Annotated in this window: 16 protein-coding genes; 11 read left to right on the forward strand and 5 right to left on the reverse strand. The window is 71.6% G+C overall.

The features are described from left to right. Positions 1 to 58: 58 nt before the first annotated feature. On the reverse strand, positions 59 to 586 hold the full coding sequence (locus OHA17_RS34390) for a hypothetical protein (protein WP_406510949.1): 528 nt from the start codon (positions 584 to 586) through the stop codon (positions 59 to 61). On the opposite strand from OHA17_RS34390, the gene OHA17_RS34395 reads away from it, so the two are divergent. From OHA17_RS34395 to OHA17_RS34405, 3 genes are all read left to right on the forward strand, one after another. Further along, complete coding sequence (locus tag OHA17_RS34395; RefSeq protein WP_406510887.1) at positions 501 to 1,901, forward strand: MFS transporter; 1,401 nt, start codon at positions 501 to 503, stop codon at positions 1,899 to 1,901. The genes OHA17_RS34390 and OHA17_RS34395 overlap by 86 nt on opposite strands. Next, complete coding sequence (locus tag OHA17_RS34400) at positions 1,901 to 4,477, forward strand: AMP-binding protein (RefSeq protein WP_406509727.1); 2,577 nt, start codon at positions 1,901 to 1,903, stop codon at positions 4,475 to 4,477. Before OHA17_RS34395 ends, OHA17_RS34400 begins: the two co-directional genes overlap by 1 nt. Before the next feature lie 199 nt (positions 4,478 to 4,676). Continuing rightward, on the forward strand, positions 4,677 to 6,011 hold the full coding sequence (locus tag OHA17_RS34405) for a TerD family protein (protein ID WP_406509728.1): 1,335 nt from the start codon (positions 4,677 to 4,679) through the stop codon (positions 6,009 to 6,011). Between the two features lie 6 nt (positions 6,012 to 6,017). On the opposite strand, the gene OHA17_RS34410 is transcribed toward OHA17_RS34405, so the two are convergent. Beyond that, a complete protein-coding gene (locus OHA17_RS34410) occupies positions 6,018 to 7,196 on the reverse strand; it encodes a glycosyltransferase (RefSeq protein WP_406509729.1) in 1,179 nt (392 codons plus the stop codon). Between the two features lie 81 nt (positions 7,197 to 7,277). Here OHA17_RS34410 and OHA17_RS34415 point away from each other — a divergent pair, with 81 nt between their 5' ends. The 6 genes from OHA17_RS34415 (at position 7,278) to OHA17_RS34440 (ending at position 13,766) form a co-directional block, all read left to right on the forward strand. Beyond that, positions 7,278 to 8,060 carry a glutamate racemase gene (locus OHA17_RS34415; protein WP_406509730.1) on the forward strand — a complete coding sequence of 261 codons (783 nt, stop codon included), beginning with the start codon at positions 7,278 to 7,280 and terminating at the stop codon, positions 8,058 to 8,060. Between the two features lie 46 nt (positions 8,061 to 8,106). Next, the gene (locus OHA17_RS34420) at positions 8,107 to 8,694 is read left to right on the forward strand and encodes a hypothetical protein (RefSeq protein ID WP_053728586.1); all 588 of its coding nucleotides are present in this window, start codon (positions 8,107 to 8,109) and stop codon (positions 8,692 to 8,694) included. Between the two features lie 67 nt (positions 8,695 to 8,761). Continuing rightward, a complete protein-coding gene (lnt, locus tag OHA17_RS34425) occupies positions 8,762 to 10,375 on the forward strand; it encodes an apolipoprotein N-acyltransferase (RefSeq protein ID WP_406509731.1) in 1,614 nt (537 codons plus the stop codon). Positions 10,376 to 10,410: 35 nt separating this feature from the next. Further along, positions 10,411 to 10,893 (forward strand): NUDIX hydrolase, encoded by a 483-nt coding sequence (locus OHA17_RS34430; protein WP_406509732.1) that lies wholly within the window; start codon positions 10,411 to 10,413, stop codon positions 10,891 to 10,893. Between the two features lie 56 nt (positions 10,894 to 10,949). Further along, a complete protein-coding gene (locus OHA17_RS34435) occupies positions 10,950 to 11,753 on the forward strand; it encodes a 3-hydroxybutyrate dehydrogenase (RefSeq protein ID WP_406509733.1) in 804 nt (267 codons plus the stop codon). Positions 11,754 to 11,849: 96 nt separating this feature from the next. Further along, positions 11,850 to 13,766, forward strand: coding sequence for a helix-turn-helix domain-containing protein (locus tag OHA17_RS34440; RefSeq protein WP_406509734.1), 1,917 nt, complete (start codon positions 11,850 to 11,852; stop codon positions 13,764 to 13,766). Positions 13,767 to 13,814: 48 nt separating this feature from the next. Here OHA17_RS34440 and OHA17_RS34445 read toward each other — a convergent pair whose 3' ends face one another. Further along, positions 13,815 to 15,197, reverse strand: coding sequence for an MFS transporter (locus OHA17_RS34445; protein ID WP_406509735.1), 1,383 nt, complete (start codon positions 15,195 to 15,197; stop codon positions 13,815 to 13,817). A 1,000-nt stretch (positions 15,198 to 16,197) separates the two neighbouring features. Between OHA17_RS34445 and OHA17_RS34450 the strand changes: the two genes are divergently transcribed. Then, positions 16,198 to 16,581, forward strand: coding sequence for a hypothetical protein (locus OHA17_RS34450; protein ID WP_406509736.1), 384 nt, complete (start codon positions 16,198 to 16,200; stop codon positions 16,579 to 16,581). Positions 16,582 to 16,828: 247 nt separating this feature from the next. Here OHA17_RS34450 and OHA17_RS34455 read toward each other — a convergent pair whose 3' ends face one another. Both OHA17_RS34455 and OHA17_RS34460 read right to left on the reverse strand, forming a co-directional pair. After that, on the reverse strand, positions 16,829 to 18,265 hold the full coding sequence (locus OHA17_RS34455; RefSeq protein WP_406509737.1) for a sensor histidine kinase: 1,437 nt from the start codon (positions 18,263 to 18,265) through the stop codon (positions 16,829 to 16,831). After that, positions 18,258 to 18,935 (reverse strand): response regulator transcription factor, encoded by a 678-nt coding sequence (locus tag OHA17_RS34460; protein ID WP_053729662.1) that lies wholly within the window; start codon positions 18,933 to 18,935, stop codon positions 18,258 to 18,260. Before OHA17_RS34460 ends, OHA17_RS34455 begins: the two co-directional genes overlap by 8 nt. Positions 18,936 to 19,068: 133 nt before the next feature. Between OHA17_RS34460 and OHA17_RS34465 the strand changes: the two genes are divergently transcribed. Beyond that, on the forward strand, positions 19,069 to 19,647 hold the full coding sequence (locus tag OHA17_RS34465) for a hypothetical protein (RefSeq protein WP_406509738.1): 579 nt from the start codon (positions 19,069 to 19,071) through the stop codon (positions 19,645 to 19,647). The last annotated feature ends 74 nt before the right edge of the window (positions 19,648 to 19,721 follow it).

Genomic DNA, 19,721 nt, shown 5'->3' on the forward strand with positions numbered 1-19,721 from the left:
TCCATGTATTTGAGGCAGAGTCAAAATCATCATCGGATTCCGGCGGAGTGGCGGGTAATCACCGGAATGACCGGTTTAATCTCGGGGCGGAGCTTCGGTGCCCGGCTGGGCGGTAGATCCAGGTGTGATCCGAGCCACCTGCGATTGATCTTCCCGGCAGTGGACTGCTAGCGTCTGAAACCGGCGAGCCGAAAAAGCTTGCAGGTGGGGGGCGTACAAGGCCATCAGCCGGAAAGCCACTCCGCATCCTCTTTTTTGCCGTGGCGCAGAACAGCGACAATTCTCGATTCAGCTGCCCGGCATATGCACTTTTGTGGAAGCCGTCGATTTCCTGGTCAACGGCCGACCGCAGGCCTTTCGAGAAGATCGAGAACCACATGTCGCTGACCGCAAGTCGACCAAGGATGAGGTCGCGCACCTTCGGTGTCGTGGGCACCGCGTACCTGAGCCTTTTCATGGTGTCCGCGGACAATTCCATCATCAACACCGCGGTACCGAGAATATCGGCGTCATTGCGGGCGGGCACGCCGGACGTGCAGTTCGCGATCGACGCGTACATGCTGGTCTTCGCCTCGTCGCTGATCATCGCGGGCAGCGTCGTCGACCGCGTGGGTGCGCGTCGTTCGTACGCCGTGGGCGTCAGCGCCTTCACGGCCGCCTCGCTCCTCGGAGCGTTCGTGCCTTCGGTGTCGATGCTGGTGCTGTCCCGCGCGGGCATGGGCATCGGCGCGGCGTTCATCGTGCCGAGCATCTTCAAGCTGTTCGCCAACGAACTGACCGACAGCGGCAGACGGCGCGTGCTCGCGCTGTGGCCGGCCGTCGTCGGTCTCGGCGTGGCCATCGGCCCGGTGCTCGGCGGCCTGCTGCTGACCCGGTTCTGGTACGGATCGATCTTCCTGATCAACGTGCCGGTCGGTGCGATCGCCCTGATCGGCACCGCCACCCTCGTCCGGCGCCGGAAACCCGAGCCCGTCACGAGGCGCCCCGACCCCGTCGGAGCGGTGCTGCTCCTGATAGGTGTCGCGGTGTTCGCCTCGGCGATCATCTTCGCCGTCGACGACCGGCTCCCCGGCTGGCTGCGGTTCGGCCTCGGCGCCGCCGGTCTGCTGACGCTGATCGGGTACACCGTCCACGAACGGCGCACCGACCGGCCGCTGTTCGACCTCGGCTACTTCCGGACGCGTACGTTCACCGGCGCCGTCGTGGCCATGTCCGGACTGTTCTTCGCCCTGTTCGGCACGGTGTTCCTGGCCGGTCAGTTCACCCAGTACGGCTTGGGCTGGAGCCCCTTGCAGGCCGGTGCCGGCCTGCTCCCGCTCGCGGTGGGGCTGACCATCGCCTCGCTGTCCTGCGTCGCGGTCACCGCGCGGATCGGGGCCAAGGCCACCGTGGCCACCGGGCTCGGCCTCGGTGCGCTCGGCTGCACGCTGTGCGCCATGGCCGCCGCGGATCTTCGCTATCCGCTGCTCGCCGCGGGGCTGCTGTGCTGCGGGCTCGGCATGGGGCTGTCCGTCGGACCCGCGCTGACGCTGATCGTCACCAGTCTGCGACCGGCTGATGCGGGCGTCGGGTCCTCCGTGAACGCCATGTTCCAGCAGATCTGGGGCGCCGGGGGCGTCGCGGTGATGGGCCTGGTGTTCTCGACGGGCTACGCGAAGCACATCGAGTCGGCGCCCGGTCTGCCCGCTTCGGCCGGATCGGTGAGTGAGGGCTACGACCTGCTCGCCCACGGGTCCGGGCGGGCCGCGACGTGGTTCGCCGACGGTGTGAGCTCCGGCCTGCTCGCCGCCTGGATCACCGGCGCCGCGGTGGCGTCCGTCGCCGTGATCGCCGTCCTGGTGATCCTGCCCACCACCACGAGTACCTCTGCCATTCCCCGTTCGCGAAAGGTCAACGCCTGATGACTTCGGAAACCGGCGGCACGCTGTATGCCGCGATCGCCGCGCACGCGGTCGACCGTCCCCAGAAGGTCGCGTTGTCCCGTGGCGAGCACAAGCTGAGTTACCGCGAACTCGCGGCGGCCGCCGACACCTTGGCCGCGCGCCTGCGCGAGCTCGGCGTCGGGGCGGAGAACGTCGTGGTCATCGACCTGCCGGTCGGCTTCGACACCATCGTCGCGATGGCCGCGGTCGGCCAGGTCGGCGCGGCCTTCACCCTGCTGGAGCCGGATCTGCCGGACAGCCGCAAGCAGTTGATCGTCGACGACTGCGGCCCGGCCGCGCTGATCACCGAATCAGGACCGACGCGTGGCCCGCGACCGGGGCCGCCGCTGGACGAACGGCTGGTCCGGCGCACCTCGCCCGCCGCGTACGTCGCCTACACCTCGGGGTCGACCGGGGTCCCCAAGGGAGCCGTCGTCGAGCAGGCCGCGCTGGCGAACCACGTCCTGCGCACCATCGACTGGTACGGCCTGACCTCGGACGACACCCGACTGCTCTTCTCCTCGATCGCGTTCGACCTCGCGCTCGAACAGATCTGCACGTCGATGGTCGCCGGCTGTGAACTCGTCTTCCGGGACGAGGCGTTCGTGTACGGCGGAGCCGAGGACTTCCTGCACCACTGCCGTCGGCTCGGTGTGACCGTGCTGAGCCTGCCGACGGGCGTGTTCAACAGGTTCGGCGCCGAGCTGGCCGAGTCGGCCGGGCACACCGCACCGGACCTGCGCCTGGTGATGGCCGGCGGCGAGGCCCCCACCCAGAGCGCGGTGGCCGCCTGGGCGACCGTCGCACCGGGAGGCACCCGCGTGGTGAACGGGTACGGTCCGACCGAGACGGCCGTCGTCGTCTGCTACCGGGACCTGCTGCCCGGCGACGCCATCGCGATCGGGGCACCGATCGACGGCGTCCGGTTCCTTCTCGAACCCCTCGGTGAAGAGGGCGACGCATCCGGTCTCGTCATCCAGGGCGTCGCGGTCGGTCGCGGCTACCTGGGGCAGGCGGCGTCGTCCTCGGCGTTCTGCCTGCTCGACGGCGAGTGGTCCTACCGCACCGGCGACGTGGCCACCGCGAAGGGCGACGGCGGCTACGACCTGCACGGCCGCTTCGACGCACAGGTCAAGGTCAACGGCGGTTTCCGGGTGGAACCCGGTGAGATCGTCTCCCGGCTCCTGTCCGTCGACTTCGTCGTCGACGCGGTGGTCGTGCCCTTCGACACCGCCGGCGGCCGGCTCCTCGCCGCGTACGTCCGGCTCGACAAGAGCCTCGCGCCGCCGTCGGATCCCGAGGCCGCGCTCGTGCGGCGGCTCGCGGCCACCCTGCCCGACTACATGGTGCCCTCGCGGGTCACCGTCCTCGACGAGTTCCCGCTGACATCGCGCGGCAAGGTCGACCGGGCGGCGCTGCTCGACCGGGCGAAGACCCTGCCGGGCACGGACGTCGAGGACGACGCCGACCCGACGGACGTGCCCGCACAACTGCGGCGGGCCTGGCGACAGGTCCTCGGCGCCCCGCCCGAGGACGAGTCGACGAGCTTCTTCGCGGCCGGCGGCAACTCGGTCAGGGCGATCGAGCTGATCACCGAGGTGCGCGGCAGGCTGAACGTGGGCCTGCGCGCCGCCGAGCTCTACCGGACACCCCAATTCGACGCGCTGGCACGCCTCTTGGCCGATCGGCGTGACGGGATTCCGACCGCCCACCACACCACCGGCACCACCCTTGTGCGGATGCGTCCGGCGGGACAGGACCGGCTGTGGGTCTTTCTGCCACCACTGTCCGGCGCGGTCACCCGCTACGCGTCACTGTCCAGGCTGCTGCCCGCCGACGACACCGTGTGGGCCATGGAGACTCCTCCCGAGTTGTCCGGCAAGGGCATGGCGGCGCTCGCCGACGGACTCGCCGAGGTCCTCCTGGCGGGCGGCGTCGAACGGTTCGGCACCATCTGCGTGTCCGGGTTCTCGCTGGGCGGCGTCTTCGGCTACGAGGTCGCCCGTCGGCTGCACGACCGCTGCGGCGACGCGGTGCGGGCCCTGCTGATCGACCCGCCGGACCCCGGCGCCCACCGCGTCCGCGTGGAGGACGCCTTCGACATCTTCGTCCGTGTCGGCTGGTCGATCACCGTCCCCGCCCAGCGGTTCGTCGACGAGCACGGCGGGTTCGACCTGGCCGCGGTCACCGCGGCGGCCAAGGACGCGGGAACCCTGGCGCGGGACGCCGGCCAGCAGGAGATCGAGGACGCCTGGGCGGTGTACGAATCGAACGCACGGGTCCTGGACGGCTTGCTGCTGAGCCCGCCCGACGGGCTGCGGGTGCGCATCCTGCAGGGCGACACCGGTGGCGAGATCGACTACGCCCGCCGCGGGCCGACCACCGTCACGGTCGGCGGCGGCAAGCCGTGGACACGCGGACACGCCATCGGCCAGTGGCGGGACATCCTGCCGGACGACGCCGTGGACAAGCTGCCGGTCGACCACTTCGCCCTGCTCGAATCGCCCAACGACGAACTGGTCCGGGACTGGCTCGACGCCCAGGCCCGCCGCTGACCCACACGGTGCGCGGCTGCCGGGACCCGGGGCGGCCGTTCGGTGCCGGCCCGGCGAACCGGGCCGGCACCGAACGGGATCCGGCAGCCCGTGATCAGCAGTTCATCAGGGGTTGCCGGCGGGCGGCCGGGAGAGGTGCCGGGGGGACGATCGGGCACTAGGTTGACGGGGCAGAAATCTTTCGGCACCGCACCGAGTGATGGGGGAGAGCATGTCCATGCTTAAAGGAGCCAATGTTCCGGTGCCTGCGCACTCGGTGCGTGTCGAACTGGCCTGGCGGTCCGGTCCCGGTGTCCCCGACGTGGACGCCTCGGCCCTTCTGCTGACCGAAGGGCGGGTCCGCTCGGACGCCGACTTCGTCTTCTACAACCAGCCCACCCACTCCTCGGGAGCCGTGCGCCACGAAGGCAAGCGGTCCGGGCCCGACGCGGTGACGGACACCCTGTTCATCGACCTCGCGCAGGTGGAACCGGCCGTCGAACGCGTGGTGCTCGCCGCCTCCGCCGACGGCGGAACCTTCGGCCGCGTCCCGGGCCTCGGCATCCGTGTCCTGGACGCGGCCACCGGCGCGGAGCTCGCGCGCTTCGACAGCCGGGACGCCACCGTCGAGACCGCCTTCATCCTCGGCGAGCTCTACCGCCGCCAGGGCGCCTGGAAGTTCCGCGCCGTCGGCCAGGGCTACGACAGCGGACTCGAAGGCCTGGCAACGGACTTCGGGATCACCGTCGACAAGCCGCAGCAGCCGCCCGCCGTGTCACCCGCGCAGGCGCCCTTCACGCCGACGCCGTCTCCCGCCCCGGCCGCCTACACCCCGCCCCCGGCCCCCGTGTGGCCCGAGCCGGCCGCCCAGGTTCCGGCGCCCCCGACCGCTCCGCCGTTGACGCCGCCGTCACCTGTGCGCCTGTCCAAAGTCACCCTCACCAAGGACGCGCCCAGGGTCTCGCTCGCCAAACAGGGCGGCACTTCGGGCGCGATGCGGGTCAATCTCAACTGGCAGAGCCGCAAGCAATTCAGCGGCTGGGGCGCCAAGTTGGGCCGCGCCGCCGCCAACCACTCCGATCTCGACCTCGACCTGTGCGCCCTGTACGAGCTCTCCGACGGCCGCAAGGGCGTGGTCCAGGCCCTGGGCAACGCCTTCGGCGCGCTCCACCAGCCTCCGTACGTCCACCTCGACGGCGACGACCGCACCGGCGCCGTCGAATCGGGCGAGAACCTCACCGTCAATCTTGACCAGAAGGACAAGTTCCGCCGCCTGCTGATCTTCGTCACCATCTATGAGGGCGCCCGCAGCTTCGCCGACCTGCACGCCACGGTGACCCTCCAGCCGCAGTTCGGCGCGCCGATCGAGTTCTTCCTCGACGAGTGCACCGTCCCGTCCACGGTCTGCGCGCTCGCCCTGATCACCAACGACAACGGCGACCTGGTCGTCCAGCGCGAGGCCCGCTACCTGGTGCCCGCGCGCGGCGTCAGCCCGCAGCGCACCATAGACCAGGCCTACGGCTGGGGCATGAACTGGACGCCCGGCCGCAAGTAGCCCGCGTCACCGCTGCTCGGGTGCGGCCTCGGGCCGGGCGTAGGTGCGGCCCTTCCAGGCCGCGCCCCGCCCCCGGTAGTGCTGCACCGCCGAGTCGACCGTCATCAGCAGGTAGAGCAGCGCCGTGAACGGCAGCGCCGGGGCGAGCACGAGCGGCTGGCGGTAGTGGCTGAGCATCGGCAGATACGTTCCGGTCATCACCAGCCAGGCCGCCCCGCCCGCCCACGCGGCCCCGGCACTCCCGGTGGCCAGGCCCGCGACGAAGGTGACCGGCGGCGCCAGATAGACCAGCGCCAGACCCGCGATCGTGCCGAGCAGCACCAGCGGGTTGTGCCGCAACTGCGCGTACGCACTGCGCGAGACCATCCGCCAGAGGTCCGCGAGGCGCGGATAGGGGCGCACGCTGTCGACCCGGTCCGCGAGGCCCAGCCAGACCCGCCCGCCGGACCCGCGCACCGCGCGCGCCACGGACACGTCGTCGATCACCGCCTGGCGCACCGCGTCCGGAATCCCAGCCCGTTCCGCGGCTTCCGTACGCAGGAGAACGCAACCGCCCGCCGCCGCCGTGGCGCGCGGCCTGCGGGCGTTGATCCAGCGGAACGGATACAGCTGCGCGAAGAAGTACACGAACGCCGGGACGATCAAACGTTCCCAGCCGCTGGCCACCCGCAGCCGGGCCATCTGCGACACCAGGTCGAAGCCGCCGCCGCCGCGCGCCGCCGCGACCAGCTCCCGCAGGCTGTCCGGCCCGTGCGCGATGTCGGCGTCGGTGAGCAGGAGGTACTCGGGCTCGCGCGCCCGCGCGAGCGCGATGCCGTGCCGCAGAGCCCACAGCTTGCCGGTCCAGCCCGCCTCCGGCTCACCCGGCGAGACCACGCTCAGCGGCAGCCCCCCGTGCCGCTCGGCGAGGGAACGGGCGAGCTCGCCCGTGCCGTCCGAGCTCCCGTCGTCCACCAGGAAGATCTCCGCGCGGCCGGGGTAGTCCTGCGCGAGCAGCGAGGGAAGGCTCAAAGGCAGCACCTCCGCCTCGTCGCGGGCCGGCACCACCACCGCGACATCCGGCCAATGTTCGAGTGCCGCCCGGGGCGGCAGTCGCTGGTCGGTGCGCCAGAAGAAGCCCTGCCCGAGCAGCAGCCAGAGCCAGACGACCAGGGACACCAGGGCGATCCATGCAAGGGCGCTCATCCGCCGCAGTCTGCCCCACATCCCGTGCTCCACACGGGACCTCGGCCGGATTCGCCGGGGCCCGTCGACTATGGTGACCGGGTGAAGATCGCGCTCATGGACTCCGGAATCGGCCTGCTCGCCGCGGCCGCCGCGGTACGTCGGCTACGGCCCGACGCCGAACTCGTGATCTCGAACGACCCGGACGGCATGCCCTGGGGCCCGCGCACGCCCGAAGGCGTCACCGAGCGAGCCCTCGCCGTGGCCAGGGCCGCCGCAGCCCTTGAACCGGACGCCCTGGTCATCGCCTGCAACACCGCGTCCGTGCACGCCCTGCCTGCGATCCGCGCCGCCCTGGAACCGCGGATCCCAGTGATCGGCACCGTCCCCGCGATCAAGCCCGCCGCGGCCGGCGGGGAACCGTTCGCGATCTGGGCGACCCCGGCCACCACCGGCAGCCCGTACCAGCGCGGCCTGATCCGCGAATTCGCCGACGGCGTTCACGTCACCGAGGTGCCCTGCCCCGGCCTCGCCGAGGCCGTCGAGCACGCCGACGACGCCGCGATCGACCGGGCCGTCTCCGTGGCCGCCGCCCTCACGCCGCCGGAGGTAAGGACCGTCGTCCTGGGCTGCACCCATTACGAGCTGGTCGCCGAACGCATCCGTACGGCCCTGCGCCCGGACGGCGGCCCGCTCACCTTCTTCGGCAGCGCCGAGGCCGTGGCCGCCCAGGGCCTGCGCCGGGCCGGGATCCTGCCGGCACCGGAAGCCCCCCAGGTCGGAGGCCTGACCGTGCTGCTCAGCGGCCGCGTCGGCACCCTGCCCGACGTCGCCCTCGCCTACCCCGAAGGCCGCCTGCTACAGGCCGTCAGCCCTGCTCGCTGAGCGCTGAACAGTGCCGCGGCAGCGGAACCTGAGTACGCTGCTAACCATGAGGGAACCGTCCCCGGAGTACCCCACGCCCCCCGAGTCCCAGCACGGATCCGGTGCCGCCGAGCAGGCGCCAGAGGTCTGGACCGGCCGGGCGACCAACCGCGTCCAGTGGCTGCTCGCAGCGGGCGGCGCGGCCTGTATCGCGCTCGGAGTCGAGCTCGCCGTCGACTCGAACTGGACGTCCGGCATCGCGCCGCTCCTGATGTCCGTCGTCGGCTGCCTGGCGGCCGGGATCCTGGTGCTCTTCGGGACCCTCGCCTTCGTCCACGTATCGGTGAAGGTCGACGGCGACTGCCTGGAAGTGCGCTGCGGCCACATCGGGCTGCCGCGCCGCACCATCCCCCTCGACCACGTCGTCGGAGCCGACTTCGTGCCGCGCGTCACCCCGCGCCAGTGGGGCGGCTGGGGCTACCGCTGGCGGCCCGAGATCGGCACCGCCGTGGTCGTACGCCGCGGCGAGGGCGTGGCGCTCAAGCTCGGCGACGGACGCGTCTTCACCGTCACCGTGGACGACGCCGAAGCGGCGGTACGGGTCATCCGTGACCGGCTGCGGCTGCTCGGCACCGCCAAGCCCGTCGAGGCCTGACCTTCGGCGCCCGGTGCGTTAAGACCGGACTCCCCGGTACACAGCCACCCGCCGTAGACTCCGCCGGGTGAGCACCACCGAAACCCCCACAACCGAGCCGGAACAGCTCGGACCGCAGCCTGCCGCACCCTCGCGGCTGCGGGGACTGCTGAACCGTCTCGCCCGGCCCGCCGTGGCCGCGCTGGCTGGGGTGCTCCTGTACCTGAGCTTCCCGCCGAGGCCCCTGTGGTGGCTGGCGCTGCCCGCGTTCGCCGTCCTCGGCTGGGTCCTGCGCGGCCGCGGCTGGAAGGCGGGCCTCGGCCTCGGCTACCTCTTCGGCCTCGGCTTCCTGCTCCCGCTCCTTGTGTGGACCGGTGTGGAGGTGGGCCCCGGGCCCTGGCTGGGGCTCGCCGCCATCGAGGCGCTGTTCATCGGAGCGGCCGGAGCGGGTATGGCGGTGGTCTCCAGGCTTCCGCTGTGGCCTGTGTGGTCGGCCACCATGTGGATCGCCGCCGAGGCGGCCCGCGCCCGCGCGCCGTTCGGCGGCTTCCCCTGGGGCAAGGTCGCCTTCGGACAGGCCGACGGAACCTTCCTGCCGCTTGCCGCCCTGGGCGGCACCCCCGTACTCGGCTTCGCCGTGGTGCTGTGCGGGTTCGGCCTGTACGAATGCGTACGGCAAGCGTTGCGACTCCGGAGCACCGGGAGCGTCCGCAAGGGGGCGGCGGCCGCGCTGCTCACGGTCGTCGTGCCGGTCGCGGCGTCGTTCGGCGCCCGGGGCCTGGTCAGCGACTCCGCCGAGGACGGCACCGCGACCGTCGCCGTCATCCAGGGCAACGTGCCCCGCCTCGGCCTCGACTTCAACTCCCAGCGCCGGGCCGTGCTCGACTACCATGTACGCGAGACGCTGCGGCTCGCCGACCAGGTCAGGGCCGGCAAGGAGCCGCAGCCCGACTTCGTCCTGTGGCCGGAGAACTCCTCCGACGTCGACCCCTTCGCGGACGACGACGCCCGCGCCGTCATCGACCAGGCCGCCAAGGCCATAGGCGCACCCATCTCGGTCGGCGCCGTCGTCGGCGGCTACGGCACCAAGCTCTACAACGAGCAGGTCCAGTGGGATCCCAAGCTGGGCCCCGTCGCGACGTACGACAAGCGGCAGATCCAGCCGTTCGGCGAGTACATCCCGCTGCGCGGACTCATCGGCACCTTCGCCCCCGGCTACACCTCGATGGTCCGCGAGGACTTCAACCGCGGCACCAAGCCGGGCCTGTTCACCATGGCCGGCACCAAGGTCGGCATCGCCACCTGTTACGAGGCGGCCTTCGACTGGGCGGTGCGCGACACCGTCACGGCGGGCGCCCAGCTGATCTCCGTGCCGAGCAACAACGCCACCTTCGACCGCAGCGAGATGACCTACCAGCAGCTCGCCATGTCACGGGTGCGGGCGGTCGAGCACAGCAGGACCGTCACCGTCCCGGTCACCAGCGGCGTCAGCGCCGTGATCATGCCCGACGGCAAGGTCGTCCAGAAGACCGCCATGTTCACCCCGGCCTCGCTCGTCGCCAAGGTGCCGCTGCGCTCCTCGCAGACGCCCGCCACCAAGCTGGGCACGCTGCCCGAGTGGGCGCTCGTCGCGGCCGCCGCCGCGGGCCTGGCCTGGGCGATCACCCGGTCCGTGCGGGGGCGGCGCGGCACCGGGAACTGACTGGCCGGTTCCGGACGGCCGGTTAGGGTCGGGGCATGGCAACTCCCGACTTCATTCAAGACATCCGGGCCCTCGCCGGACATCAGCTGCTCCTGCTGCCCGGTGTGAGCGCGATCGTCTTCGACGACGAGGGCCGGGTCCTGCTCGGCCGCCGGGCGGACAACGGCAAGTGGTCGACGATCGGCGGCATTCCCGAGCCGGGGGAGGAGCCCGCCCACACCGCGGTGCGCGAGGTGTACGAGGAGACCGGCGTACGGTGCGTCGCCGAGCGGGTGGTCCTGGTGGAGGCAGGGCACAGCACCATCACCTATCCCAACGGCGACCAGTGCCAGTTCCTGGACATCACCTTCCGCTGCCGGGCCATCGGAGGCGAGGCCCGTGTCAACGACGAGGAGTCCCTCGAAGTGGGCTGGTTCGCCATGGACGCACTCCCGAAGCTCAGCGAGTTCGCGCTGTTCCGCATCAAGCAGGCGCAGTCGGACAGCCCCACATGGTTCCAGCCCAGCACTGGGCTCTGAACTATGTGCGCTGACCACATGGGTGGGTGAGGGGCGGGCTGCCTAGGGTCAGGAGCATGACCGTGCCCCTCACCCCCGCGCCCCTCCCGCACTCCGTCTCCGTCGACCTGGGCGGACGCACCGCGCTCGTCACCGGCGCCGCGGGCGGCATCGGCCGGGCCTGCGCCCTGCGGCTCGCCGCGGCCGGAGCCAAGGTCAAGGCGGTGGACCGGGACGCGGCAGGGCTCGAAGACCTCACTGCTCAGGCCGCCGGGCTCAGCGGCGCGATGGAGCCGCTCGTCCTCGATCTGACCGACCTCGACGCCGCCGAACAGGCCGCCGCCGGAACGGACATCCTGGTGAACAACGCCGGGCTCCAACTGGTCCGCCCCATCGAGGAGTTCCCGCCCGAGGTCTTCCACACCGTCCTCACCGTGATGCTGGAAGCCCCGTTCCGGCTGATCCGAGGCGCGCTCCCGCACATGTACGGGCAGGAATGGGGCCGCATCGTCAACCTGTCGTCGGTGCACGGCCTGCGGGCCTCGGCGTTCAAGTCGGCCTATGTGTCCGCCAAACACGGCCTCGAAGGCCTCTCCAAAACAGCCGCCCTCGAAGGCGCCCCACACGGAGTCACCTCGAACTGCGTCAACCCCGGATATGTGCGTACGCCCCTGGTGGAACGGCAGATCGCCGACCAGGCGACGGCGCACGGCATCCCCGAGGAGCGCGTGCTCACCGAGGTGCTCCTCAAGGACGCGGCACTCAAGCGGCTCGTCGAACCGCACGAGGTCGCCGAAGCGGTCGCCTATCTCTGCACCCCGCAGGCCTCCTTCATCACCGGCACCTCGCTCGCCCTGGACGGCGGCTGGACCGCGCACTGAGCATCGGCGACCGCCGTACTCCCGCTTGTTCTGCACCCCTCAAGAGTTGTCCACAGGCCTGGCGAGGCCGACCGTCCGGCAGGTATCCCTGTGACCATGTCCCACGATCAAGCGCATCCCCACGACCACCCCGAAGCCCCCTACCTGGAACTTCTCGCACGGGGCGCACCGGCCGAGGCGTACGACCGCCCGGCGCTCCTCGCCCGTGCCGACGGCGCGCCGCCCGAGGCGCTCGCCGCCCTGGACGCCGCGAGACAACTCGCCCTGCGCGTACGGGCCGACCTCGAAGGACGCAGACGCCGCGAGGCCGAACTGTCCGCCCTGTTCGAGACCGCCCACGACCTCGCGGGCCTGCGTGACCTGGACGCCGTGCTGCGCGCCATCGTGCAGCGGGCCCGCTCGCTGCTCGGCACGGAGGTCGCCTACCTCAGCCTCAACGACCGTGCCGCGGGCGACACTTACATGCGTGTCACCGAAGGATCGGTGGCCGCCCGCTTCCAGCAGCTGCGCCTCGGCATGGGCGAAGGGCTCGGCGGGCTCGTCGCGCAGACCGCCCGCCCGTACGTCACCTCCAGCTACTTCGACGACGAACGCTTCCAGCACACCAGCACCATCGACACCGGCGTGCGCGACGAGGGACTCGTCGCCATCCTCGGGGTGCCGCTGATGCTCGGCAGCACCGTCATCGGGGTGCTCTTCGCGGCCGACCGCCACCCGCGGGTCTTCGCACGCGAGGAGATCGCCCTGCTCGGCTCCTTCGCCGCGCACGCCGCCGTCGCCATCGACACCGCCAACCTCCTGGCCGAAACCCGCTCAGCGCTGGCCGAGTTGGAGAAGGCCAACGAGACCATCCGGGACCACAGCGCGGTCCTTGAACGGGCTTCCGAGGTCCACGACCGGCTCACCGAACTGGTGCTGCGCGGCGGCGGAGTCCACGACGTGGCCGACGCGGTGTCCGAAGTCCTCGACGGGACGGTCGAGTTCGCCGACGCCGACTCGGCCCACGCCGCGGTCCTCCGCCTCAGCGGCACCGACGGCCACGCGCTGCGCCACGGCGAGGACTGGCTCGCCGGAGTCTCGGCCGGAGGCGAGCTCCTGGGCGCCCTCGTCCTGCACGGCCAGCCGGGCCTCGACCCCGTCGACCGGCGCACCCTGGAGCGGGCCGCCCTGGTCACCTCACTCCTGCTGCTCGCCCGGCGTTCGGCCGGCGAGGCCGAACAACGCGTGCGGGGCGAGCTGTTGGACGACCTCCTGGACGCGCCGGGCCGCGACCCCCGCCTGCTGCGCGAACGCGCCGCCAGGCTGCGGGCCGACCTCGACGCCCCGCACGTGGTGCTCGCCGCCCGCATCGACGGCCTCGACCCGGGCACCGCCGCCCGCCGCACTGCGGACCGCCGGCGCATCGGCTCCGCCGCCGCGTACCTGGCCGCGACCCGGCACGGCCTGGCTTCGACCCGCGACGGCGGTACGGTGCTGCTCCTTCCGCTGGGCCCGGGCGACACCCCGGCCGAGATCGCCCGGCAGACGGCGAAACAGCTGAGCACCGCCCTCCACGAGCCGGTCACGGTGGGCGCGTCGGTCGTCGTCGCCGCCCCCGCCGCGACACCCGCCGCGGTCGCCACCGCGTACGCCGAGGCCCGCCGCTGCCTGGAGGCGCTGCGCCTGCTCGGCCGCGCCGGCGAGGGAGCCGCCGCCCAGGACCTCGGATTCCTCGGGCTGCTGCTCGCGGACACCCAGGACATCGGCGGGTTCGTCGACCGCACGATCGGCCCGGTCGTGGCGTACGACAGGAAACGCAGAAGCGACCTGGTCCGCACCCTCGACGCGTACTTCGCGAACGGCATGAGCCCGGCCCGCACCAAGGAGCACCTGCACGTCCATGTGAACACGGTGGCCCAGCGCCTCGAACGGATCGGCCGCCTCCTCGGCCCCGACTGGCAGACGCCCGCCCGCGCCCTGGAAATCCAGCTGGCCCTGCGCCTCCATGTGGCGGCGCCGGCCATAACGCCCTGAAGGGTGGGGCGGCACCACACCGCCACCCCACCCAACTCCCGCCAGACATCAGGCAGTTCGGGCATCCACCCCGCGTGAAGATGTGGCGGGAGCACCCTGTCCAGCACTGTCAATGCATTCCAGATCCCTCTCCCGCGTCTCCTTCGCACACCCGACGGCGACCACGGTGAGCAGCACGGCCGCGATGACGTACAGCGCGATCGGCGTCGACGTGCCGTAGTCGGAGAGCAGCGCCGTGGCGATCAGCGGCGCGGGCGCACCGGCCGCCACGGAGGAGAACTGCGCGCCGATCGAAGCCCCCGAATACCGCATCCGGGTCGCGAACATCTCAGAGAAGAACGCCGCCTGCGGCGCGTACATCGCCCCGTGGAACACCAGGCCGACGGTGACGGCGAGGATCAGGTTCGCGAAGCCGCCGGTGTCGATCAGTGCGAAGAACGGGAACATCCAGGCGCCGACGCCGAGGGCGCCGATCAGATACACCGGCCTGCGCCCGATCCGGTCCGAAAGCGCGCCCCACGCCGGGATCACCACGAAGTGCACGGCGGAGGCGATGAGCACGGAGTTGAGCGCGGTCTGCTTGGCCATTCCGGCCGAGGCGGTCGCGTACACCAGGATGAAGGCGGTGATCACGTAGTAGCTGATGTTCTCCGCCATCCGGGCCCCCATGGCGACCAGGACATCGCGCCAGTGGTCCCGCAGCACCGCGACGAGCGGCAGCTTCTCGGTGACGCTGTCCGCCTCGCGGGCCTCGGCCTGCGCCAACGCGGCCTTGAACACCGGCGATTCGTCGACCGAGAGCCGGATCCACAGGCCGACAAGCACCAGCACACCCGACAGCAGGAACGGTATGCGCCAGCCCCATGCCGTGAACGCGTCATCGCTCAACAGCGCGGTGAGCGCGGAGAGGACCCCGGCGGCCAGCAACTGGCCCGCGGGGGCGCCGGTCTGGGGCCACGAGGACCAGAACCCGCGCCGCCGGGCGTCCCCGTGCTCCGACACGAGCAGCACGGCCCCGCCCCACTCGCCGCCCAGCGCGAACCCCTGCACCAGACGCAACGCCGTGAGCAGCACGGGAGCCGCGGCCCCCACCGTGGCGTGGGTGGGCAGAAGGCCGATGCCGAAGGTGGCTCCGCCCATCATGAGCAGGCTCACCACGAGCAGCTTCTTACGCCCGAGCCGGTCCCCGAAGTGCCCGAACACGAGCGCCCCGAGCGGCCGCGCCGCGAAACCCACGGCGTACGTGAGGAAGGAGAGCAGCGTGCCGACGAGCGGGGCGGACTCGGGGAAGAACAGCTTGTTGAACACGAGCGCGGCGGCGGACCCGTACAGGAAGAAGTCGTACCACTCGATGGTGGTGCCGATGAGGCTGGCGGCGACGATGCGGGGGAGGCTGGCGGGCGGTGGGGGAACGGTTGCGGGGGAGGACATCGGCACCACTTCCCGGTGTTCGACGGGGACGATTGACGTGTCGCCACACCGTAGGAACGCCCAGGTCAGAGGCGTATGTGGTGGGACACCACAGTTCCGGGCTCATGGGTGGGGATGGCGGTCCCGGGGCCGTGTTGCCGAGCCCGTCGAACCGGCTCAAGAGACCTTCGGAGGCCACTGTCCGAGTTGCACTGTTCGGGCAGATTTGGAGACGCCGTGCTGACTCCCGTGCTGGTTTGGTGCTGACCAAAGGCCCACGTCAGCACCCGTTCCCACCTCTCCGGTGCTGACTTGGTGCTGACTACGCGGCGTAGATATCGGGCATGAGTCACAGATCGGGCGATGTCCCGGTCGCCGGTCGGCCATGCGGTTCGCGGCACGCGCGGAGCGCGGTGCTTGAATCGGGAGGTAGCCGCGTACTGGCGAACGCTGTGAAGTGGGTTGGCCTGTCAGTAGCTGCCTGCGCCGAAAGCGGCAGGGACTTGGCCAGTCGTGGGGGGAGCACTCGACAGCGGGTTCTTCGTCTGCTGGTGGTACACGACTCCTCCTGCTTTTGACCTGCGTAAACGGTTGGAATGGCCCAGTGCGGAGCCGAGTTGGTCCGTGCCTGGTCCGGATCTTGGTCTGTGGTGTCCGCGAGAGGCGGGGCTCCCCGCGGTACCACCTGGCACATGAGCTTGGAATGCTGGAGGATCTGCTGCCCTCGGTCAGGGCGGGCGCAGCGGGCAGCCGGGGCGTGCGGTGCTGATCCGGGGGCGCCGGCGGGTGGGGAAGTCGCGGCTGGTGGAGGAGTTCCTGGAGCATGCGGGCCTGCCGCACGTCTTCTTCACCGCGGTCGGCGGTTCCCGGGAAGAGGATCTGGCGGGCTTCACCGCCGAGGTGGCTGCCTCCAGCCTGCCCGATGCGGCTCGCTTTGCCGATTTCGCGGCTCCGCAGACCTGGGACGCGGCTCTGAGCCTGCTCGCTTCCGCGCTGCCCAACCGATGCGCCCAGCCTCGTCGTGCTCGACGAGATGCCCTACCTCGTCAGCGGCGGCCTCCCCCTCATCCTGGAGGAATGGCCGCAGGGCGCAGACCTTTGGGCCTATCTGCATCACGCCCTGCAACGGCCCACCTCGGCGCTGCTGGTGAGCGGAGAGCGCACCCTGGCCGCCGAGTTCCCCACCGAAGTACAGGCCCGCACCGTCCTGGGCGCCATCGGGCACGGCGAACGCACCTTCACCCTGATCGGCCGGGCCGCAGGTGGCCTCAACCCCGGCTCCGTGACCCGCTCGCTGGAGCTCCCCACCAGCCGCCGCATGGTGGCCGCCGACCTGCACCTGTCGCCCCGCCCGAACGGCCCTGTCTCACTTCCGGTAACGGACTGTGATGGCGGTGGAGAGTAGTCCCGCTGGCCCTGGAGCCGCAGGTCCGGAGGGCGGAGCGCTCCTTCTGTGGGCGCGGCCGCAGCGCCGGAGTGAGCCGCACAATCGTCGGACTCGGCAGCTCGACTCCAAGGTCATTGGACACGAATCCCCAGGTCAGAAAGCCAGCCTCACTCTCCGGGCTTACGGATGCAGTCTGTTACCACCGGATGTGAGGCAGGGCCACTTTCGTGATACTCCCCGTTCCGGCGCACCTCCGCACGGCGAGTCAGGCGGTGTCGAGCGGGAGTTGGGCCACCAGGTGGGCGCCCGGCGCCGAGTCCTGGACGGTGAGTGAGCCGCCCAGGTGGGTGGCGATGTCGCGGGCGATCGCAAGGCCGAGGCCTGAACCGCCTTGATCACGACTGCGGGCGTCGTCGAGCCGGGTGAAGCGTTCGAAGACGCGTTCGCGGTCGGCGGGCGGGATGCCCGGGCCGTCGTCGCTGACCTCCAACACCGCTGTGTTGTGGGCTTCGTCCACGCTCAGGGAGAGCAGGATCCGGTGGTTGGCGTGGCGTTGTGCGTTGTCCAGCAGATTGGTGACGAGCCGGGCGAGCCACAGGGTGCTCCCGCGCACGGTGATCTCCGGGGCGATCTCGGTATCCACCGGGACCGGGTCCCCCTTGCGCGCACGGGCCGCCTCCCGGACGACTTCCGTGAGGTCGACCGCGGCAGAAGGGGGCGCCTGCGCGGTGTCGAGCCGGGCGAGGAGCAACAGATCGGAGGCCAGGTCCTGGAGCCGGACGGTGTCTTCCAGGGCGCCGCTGAGCAGTTCGCTCCACAGGTCGGGGTCGGGGTGGGCCTGAGCCACCTCAAGTTGCGTACGGAGCACGGTGATCGGGCTGCGCAGTTCGTGCGAGGCGTCGGCGATGAACTGGCGCTGGCGGGTCACGGACGCTTCGAGGCGGTCCAGGGTGGTGTTCATCGTGGCCGCGAGCCGGGCGATCTCGTCCTGGCTGTGCGGCACGGGTACCCGGCGGTGCAGGTCGCGGTCGCTGATCTCGGCGACCTCGGCCCGGATCGCCTCCACGGGGCGCAGCGCCCAGCCCGTGACCCGCCAGGTGACCAGGGCGACGGTCAGAACGAGCAGCGGCACCGCGAAGATGAGGGAGGCCCGGATGAACTCGTCGGCCGCGTCGGCCTCCCGCAGCGACGTGCCCGCGTACACGGTGACGAGGCCGCTTCCCGTTGCGGTGGTGACCTGGACGACGCGCTGGCGGTGCTCCTCGCGCACCGGCCTGCCGTTCCAGGTGTCGCGTACGGTGCCCGGCGCGCTGGGGCGGGCGGTTGAAAGGGCGGGGCGGCCGGCCAGGTTGGGGCTGGCCGCGAGCACTCGGCCGTGGGCGTCGACGACCTGGAGGAAGTCGGTGCCGCGGTCCGGGGTCAGCACGGGGTCGAGCCGGCCTTCGGCGGCGAGACCGGCGGTGAGGACGGCCTGCCGTTCGGCGTCGGTCTGGGCGTTGCGCATGAGGTTGTTCTCCAGCAGCCCGAGCAGCCCGAAGGAGGCGACGCCGAGCGCCAGCGCGACCACGGCGGATGCGCCGAGGGTGGCGCGGGCCCTGACGGACCGGGGCCGCAGGCGCCGGGCGAGGTATCGGAGCCGGGCGACGGCTCGGCGGGGCACGGTGCCGGGCTCGGTATCGCTGTGCTCGTGCCGCTCAGCCACCGTCGGCCGCCAGCCGGTAGCCCGCCCCGCGGACGGTCTCCACCGCGGCCCGCCCGAAGGGGGCGTCGATCTTGCGGCGCAGCGCGCTGACGTGGACCTCGACGACGTTCAGGTCGCCCTCGTAGGCGGCGTCCCACACCTGCTCCAGGATCTCCCGCTTGGGCACGACCTCACCGGCGCGGCGGGCCAGATGCACGAGCACCGCGAACTCGCGCGAGGTCAGCCGGGCCTCGACCCCGCCCCGCGTGCAACGCTGCCTGGCCGGGTCGATCACCAGGTCACCGAACTCCATGATCTGCGGGCTGCGCCGCCCTGTGCGCCGGATGAGCGCGCGCAGCCGGGCCACCAGGACGACGTACGAGAACGGCTTGGAGAGGAAGTCGTCGGCGCCCGTGTCAAGGGCCTCTGCCTCGTCGTACTCGCCGTCCTTCGCGGTGAGCATCAGGATGCCCGACTCGCAGCCCGCAGCGCGCAGCCTGGCGCAGACCCGGTAGCCGTTGACGCCGGGCAGCATGATGTCGAGCACGATGGCGTCGTAGTCGTGCTCGCCCGCCAGCCACAGGCCCTGCGGGCCGTCGTGGGCGACGTCCACCGAGAAGCCCTCGGCCTGGAGCCCTCGTTGCAGGGCCGCGGCCAGCCGCCGTTCGTCCTCCACCACCAGTACGCGCATGGGCCAAGGTTCTCAGGTCGCCTCACCAGATTGCTGAAGGGTTCTTCAGGTGGCTTCAGCAAACCTTCAGCATGTTTCCCGCATGCTCTGCCCGAGCCGGGCGCGTGCCCGGTGGAACGCGAGGAGCAGCCAGATGACACAGTCCATTCCCCAGCCTCCCGAGCACCCCGTGGGTCCGGGCGAGGAGGCTGCAGGGCAGACCGGCAAGGCGGCGGGGCGCCGCGGCCGGTTCGCCAGGCTGACCCGTCAGGGCCGTACGCGATGGGTGGCGCTCGGTCTTGTGGTGCTGATCGGCGGCGGTGCTGCGGCCGCGGCGGTGGCGGAGCACCACCACGAGGAGCGCGGCGGCGGCCGGTTCGCGGCCGACGGCCGAGGCGACCGCGGTGGGTCGGAGAAGGAAGGCCGGGACGGGGGCAAGAAGGCGCGGGAGGCCGGGCCGGGCCAATGGGATTCCGCCGCGCACGGACTCGCCCAGGCCCCGGCGCCGCTACCCGCGCTGCCCGCCGCGCAGGCCGTGGACAAGGCGGCCGCTGCCGTTTCCGGTGGCAAGGTCGAATCGCTGCGAGTGGTCGCCCAGCAGGGTGGCGGCAGCGCCTGGCAGGCCGTGGTGCTCGGCCCCGACGGCGTCCGGCACGCAGTGACGCTGGCCGGCGCCGACGGCACGGTCACCAGCAACACCGTGGCCGATCAGAGCCGGGAAACGACCCGCTGACCGCAGCCGTCAAGCGCTGATCGACGCATCCGTCCAACCCCGACAGGACGGATGCGTCGCGCTGGGACCGGCGC

Source organism: Streptomyces sp. NBC_00212 (genome assembly GCF_045206365.1).
In the GTDB taxonomy this organism is placed as follows: domain Bacteria; phylum Actinomycetota; class Actinomycetes; order Streptomycetales; family Streptomycetaceae; genus Streptomyces.

Excerpts from the sequence above, each read along its gene's own strand:
- OHA17_RS34390 (WP_406510949.1), bottom strand. The coding sequence starts at position 586 with ATGATCAGCGACGAGGCGAAGACCAGCATGTACGCGTCGATCGCGAAC.
- OHA17_RS34400 (WP_406509727.1), top strand. The coding sequence starts at position 1,901 with ATGACTTCGGAAACCGGCGGCACGCTGTATGCCGCGATCGCCGCGCAC.
- OHA17_RS34435 (WP_406509733.1), top strand. The coding sequence starts at position 10,950 with ATGACCGTGCCCCTCACCCCCGCGCCCCTCCCGCACTCCGTCTCCGTC.
- OHA17_RS34445 (WP_406509735.1), bottom strand. The coding sequence starts at position 15,197 with ATGTCCTCCCCCGCAACCGTTCCCCCACCGCCCGCCAGCCTCCCCCGC.
- OHA17_RS34460 (WP_053729662.1), bottom strand. The coding sequence starts at position 18,935 with ATGCGCGTACTGGTGGTGGAGGACGAACGGCGGCTGGCCGCGGCCCTG.
- OHA17_RS34420 (WP_053728586.1), top strand. The coding sequence starts at position 8,107 with ATGAGGGAACCGTCCCCGGAGTACCCCACGCCCCCCGAGTCCCAGCAC.
- OHA17_RS34430 (WP_406509732.1), top strand. The coding sequence starts at position 10,411 with ATGGCAACTCCCGACTTCATTCAAGACATCCGGGCCCTCGCCGGACAT.
- OHA17_RS34405 (WP_406509728.1), top strand. The coding sequence starts at position 4,677 with ATGGGGGAGAGCATGTCCATGCTTAAAGGAGCCAATGTTCCGGTGCCT.
- OHA17_RS34410 (WP_406509729.1), bottom strand. The coding sequence starts at position 7,196 with ATGAGCGCCCTTGCATGGATCGCCCTGGTGTCCCTGGTCGTCTGGCTC.
- OHA17_RS34465 (WP_406509738.1), top strand. The coding sequence starts at position 19,069 with ATGACACAGTCCATTCCCCAGCCTCCCGAGCACCCCGTGGGTCCGGGC.
- OHA17_RS34440 (WP_406509734.1), top strand. The coding sequence starts at position 11,850 with ATGTCCCACGATCAAGCGCATCCCCACGACCACCCCGAAGCCCCCTAC.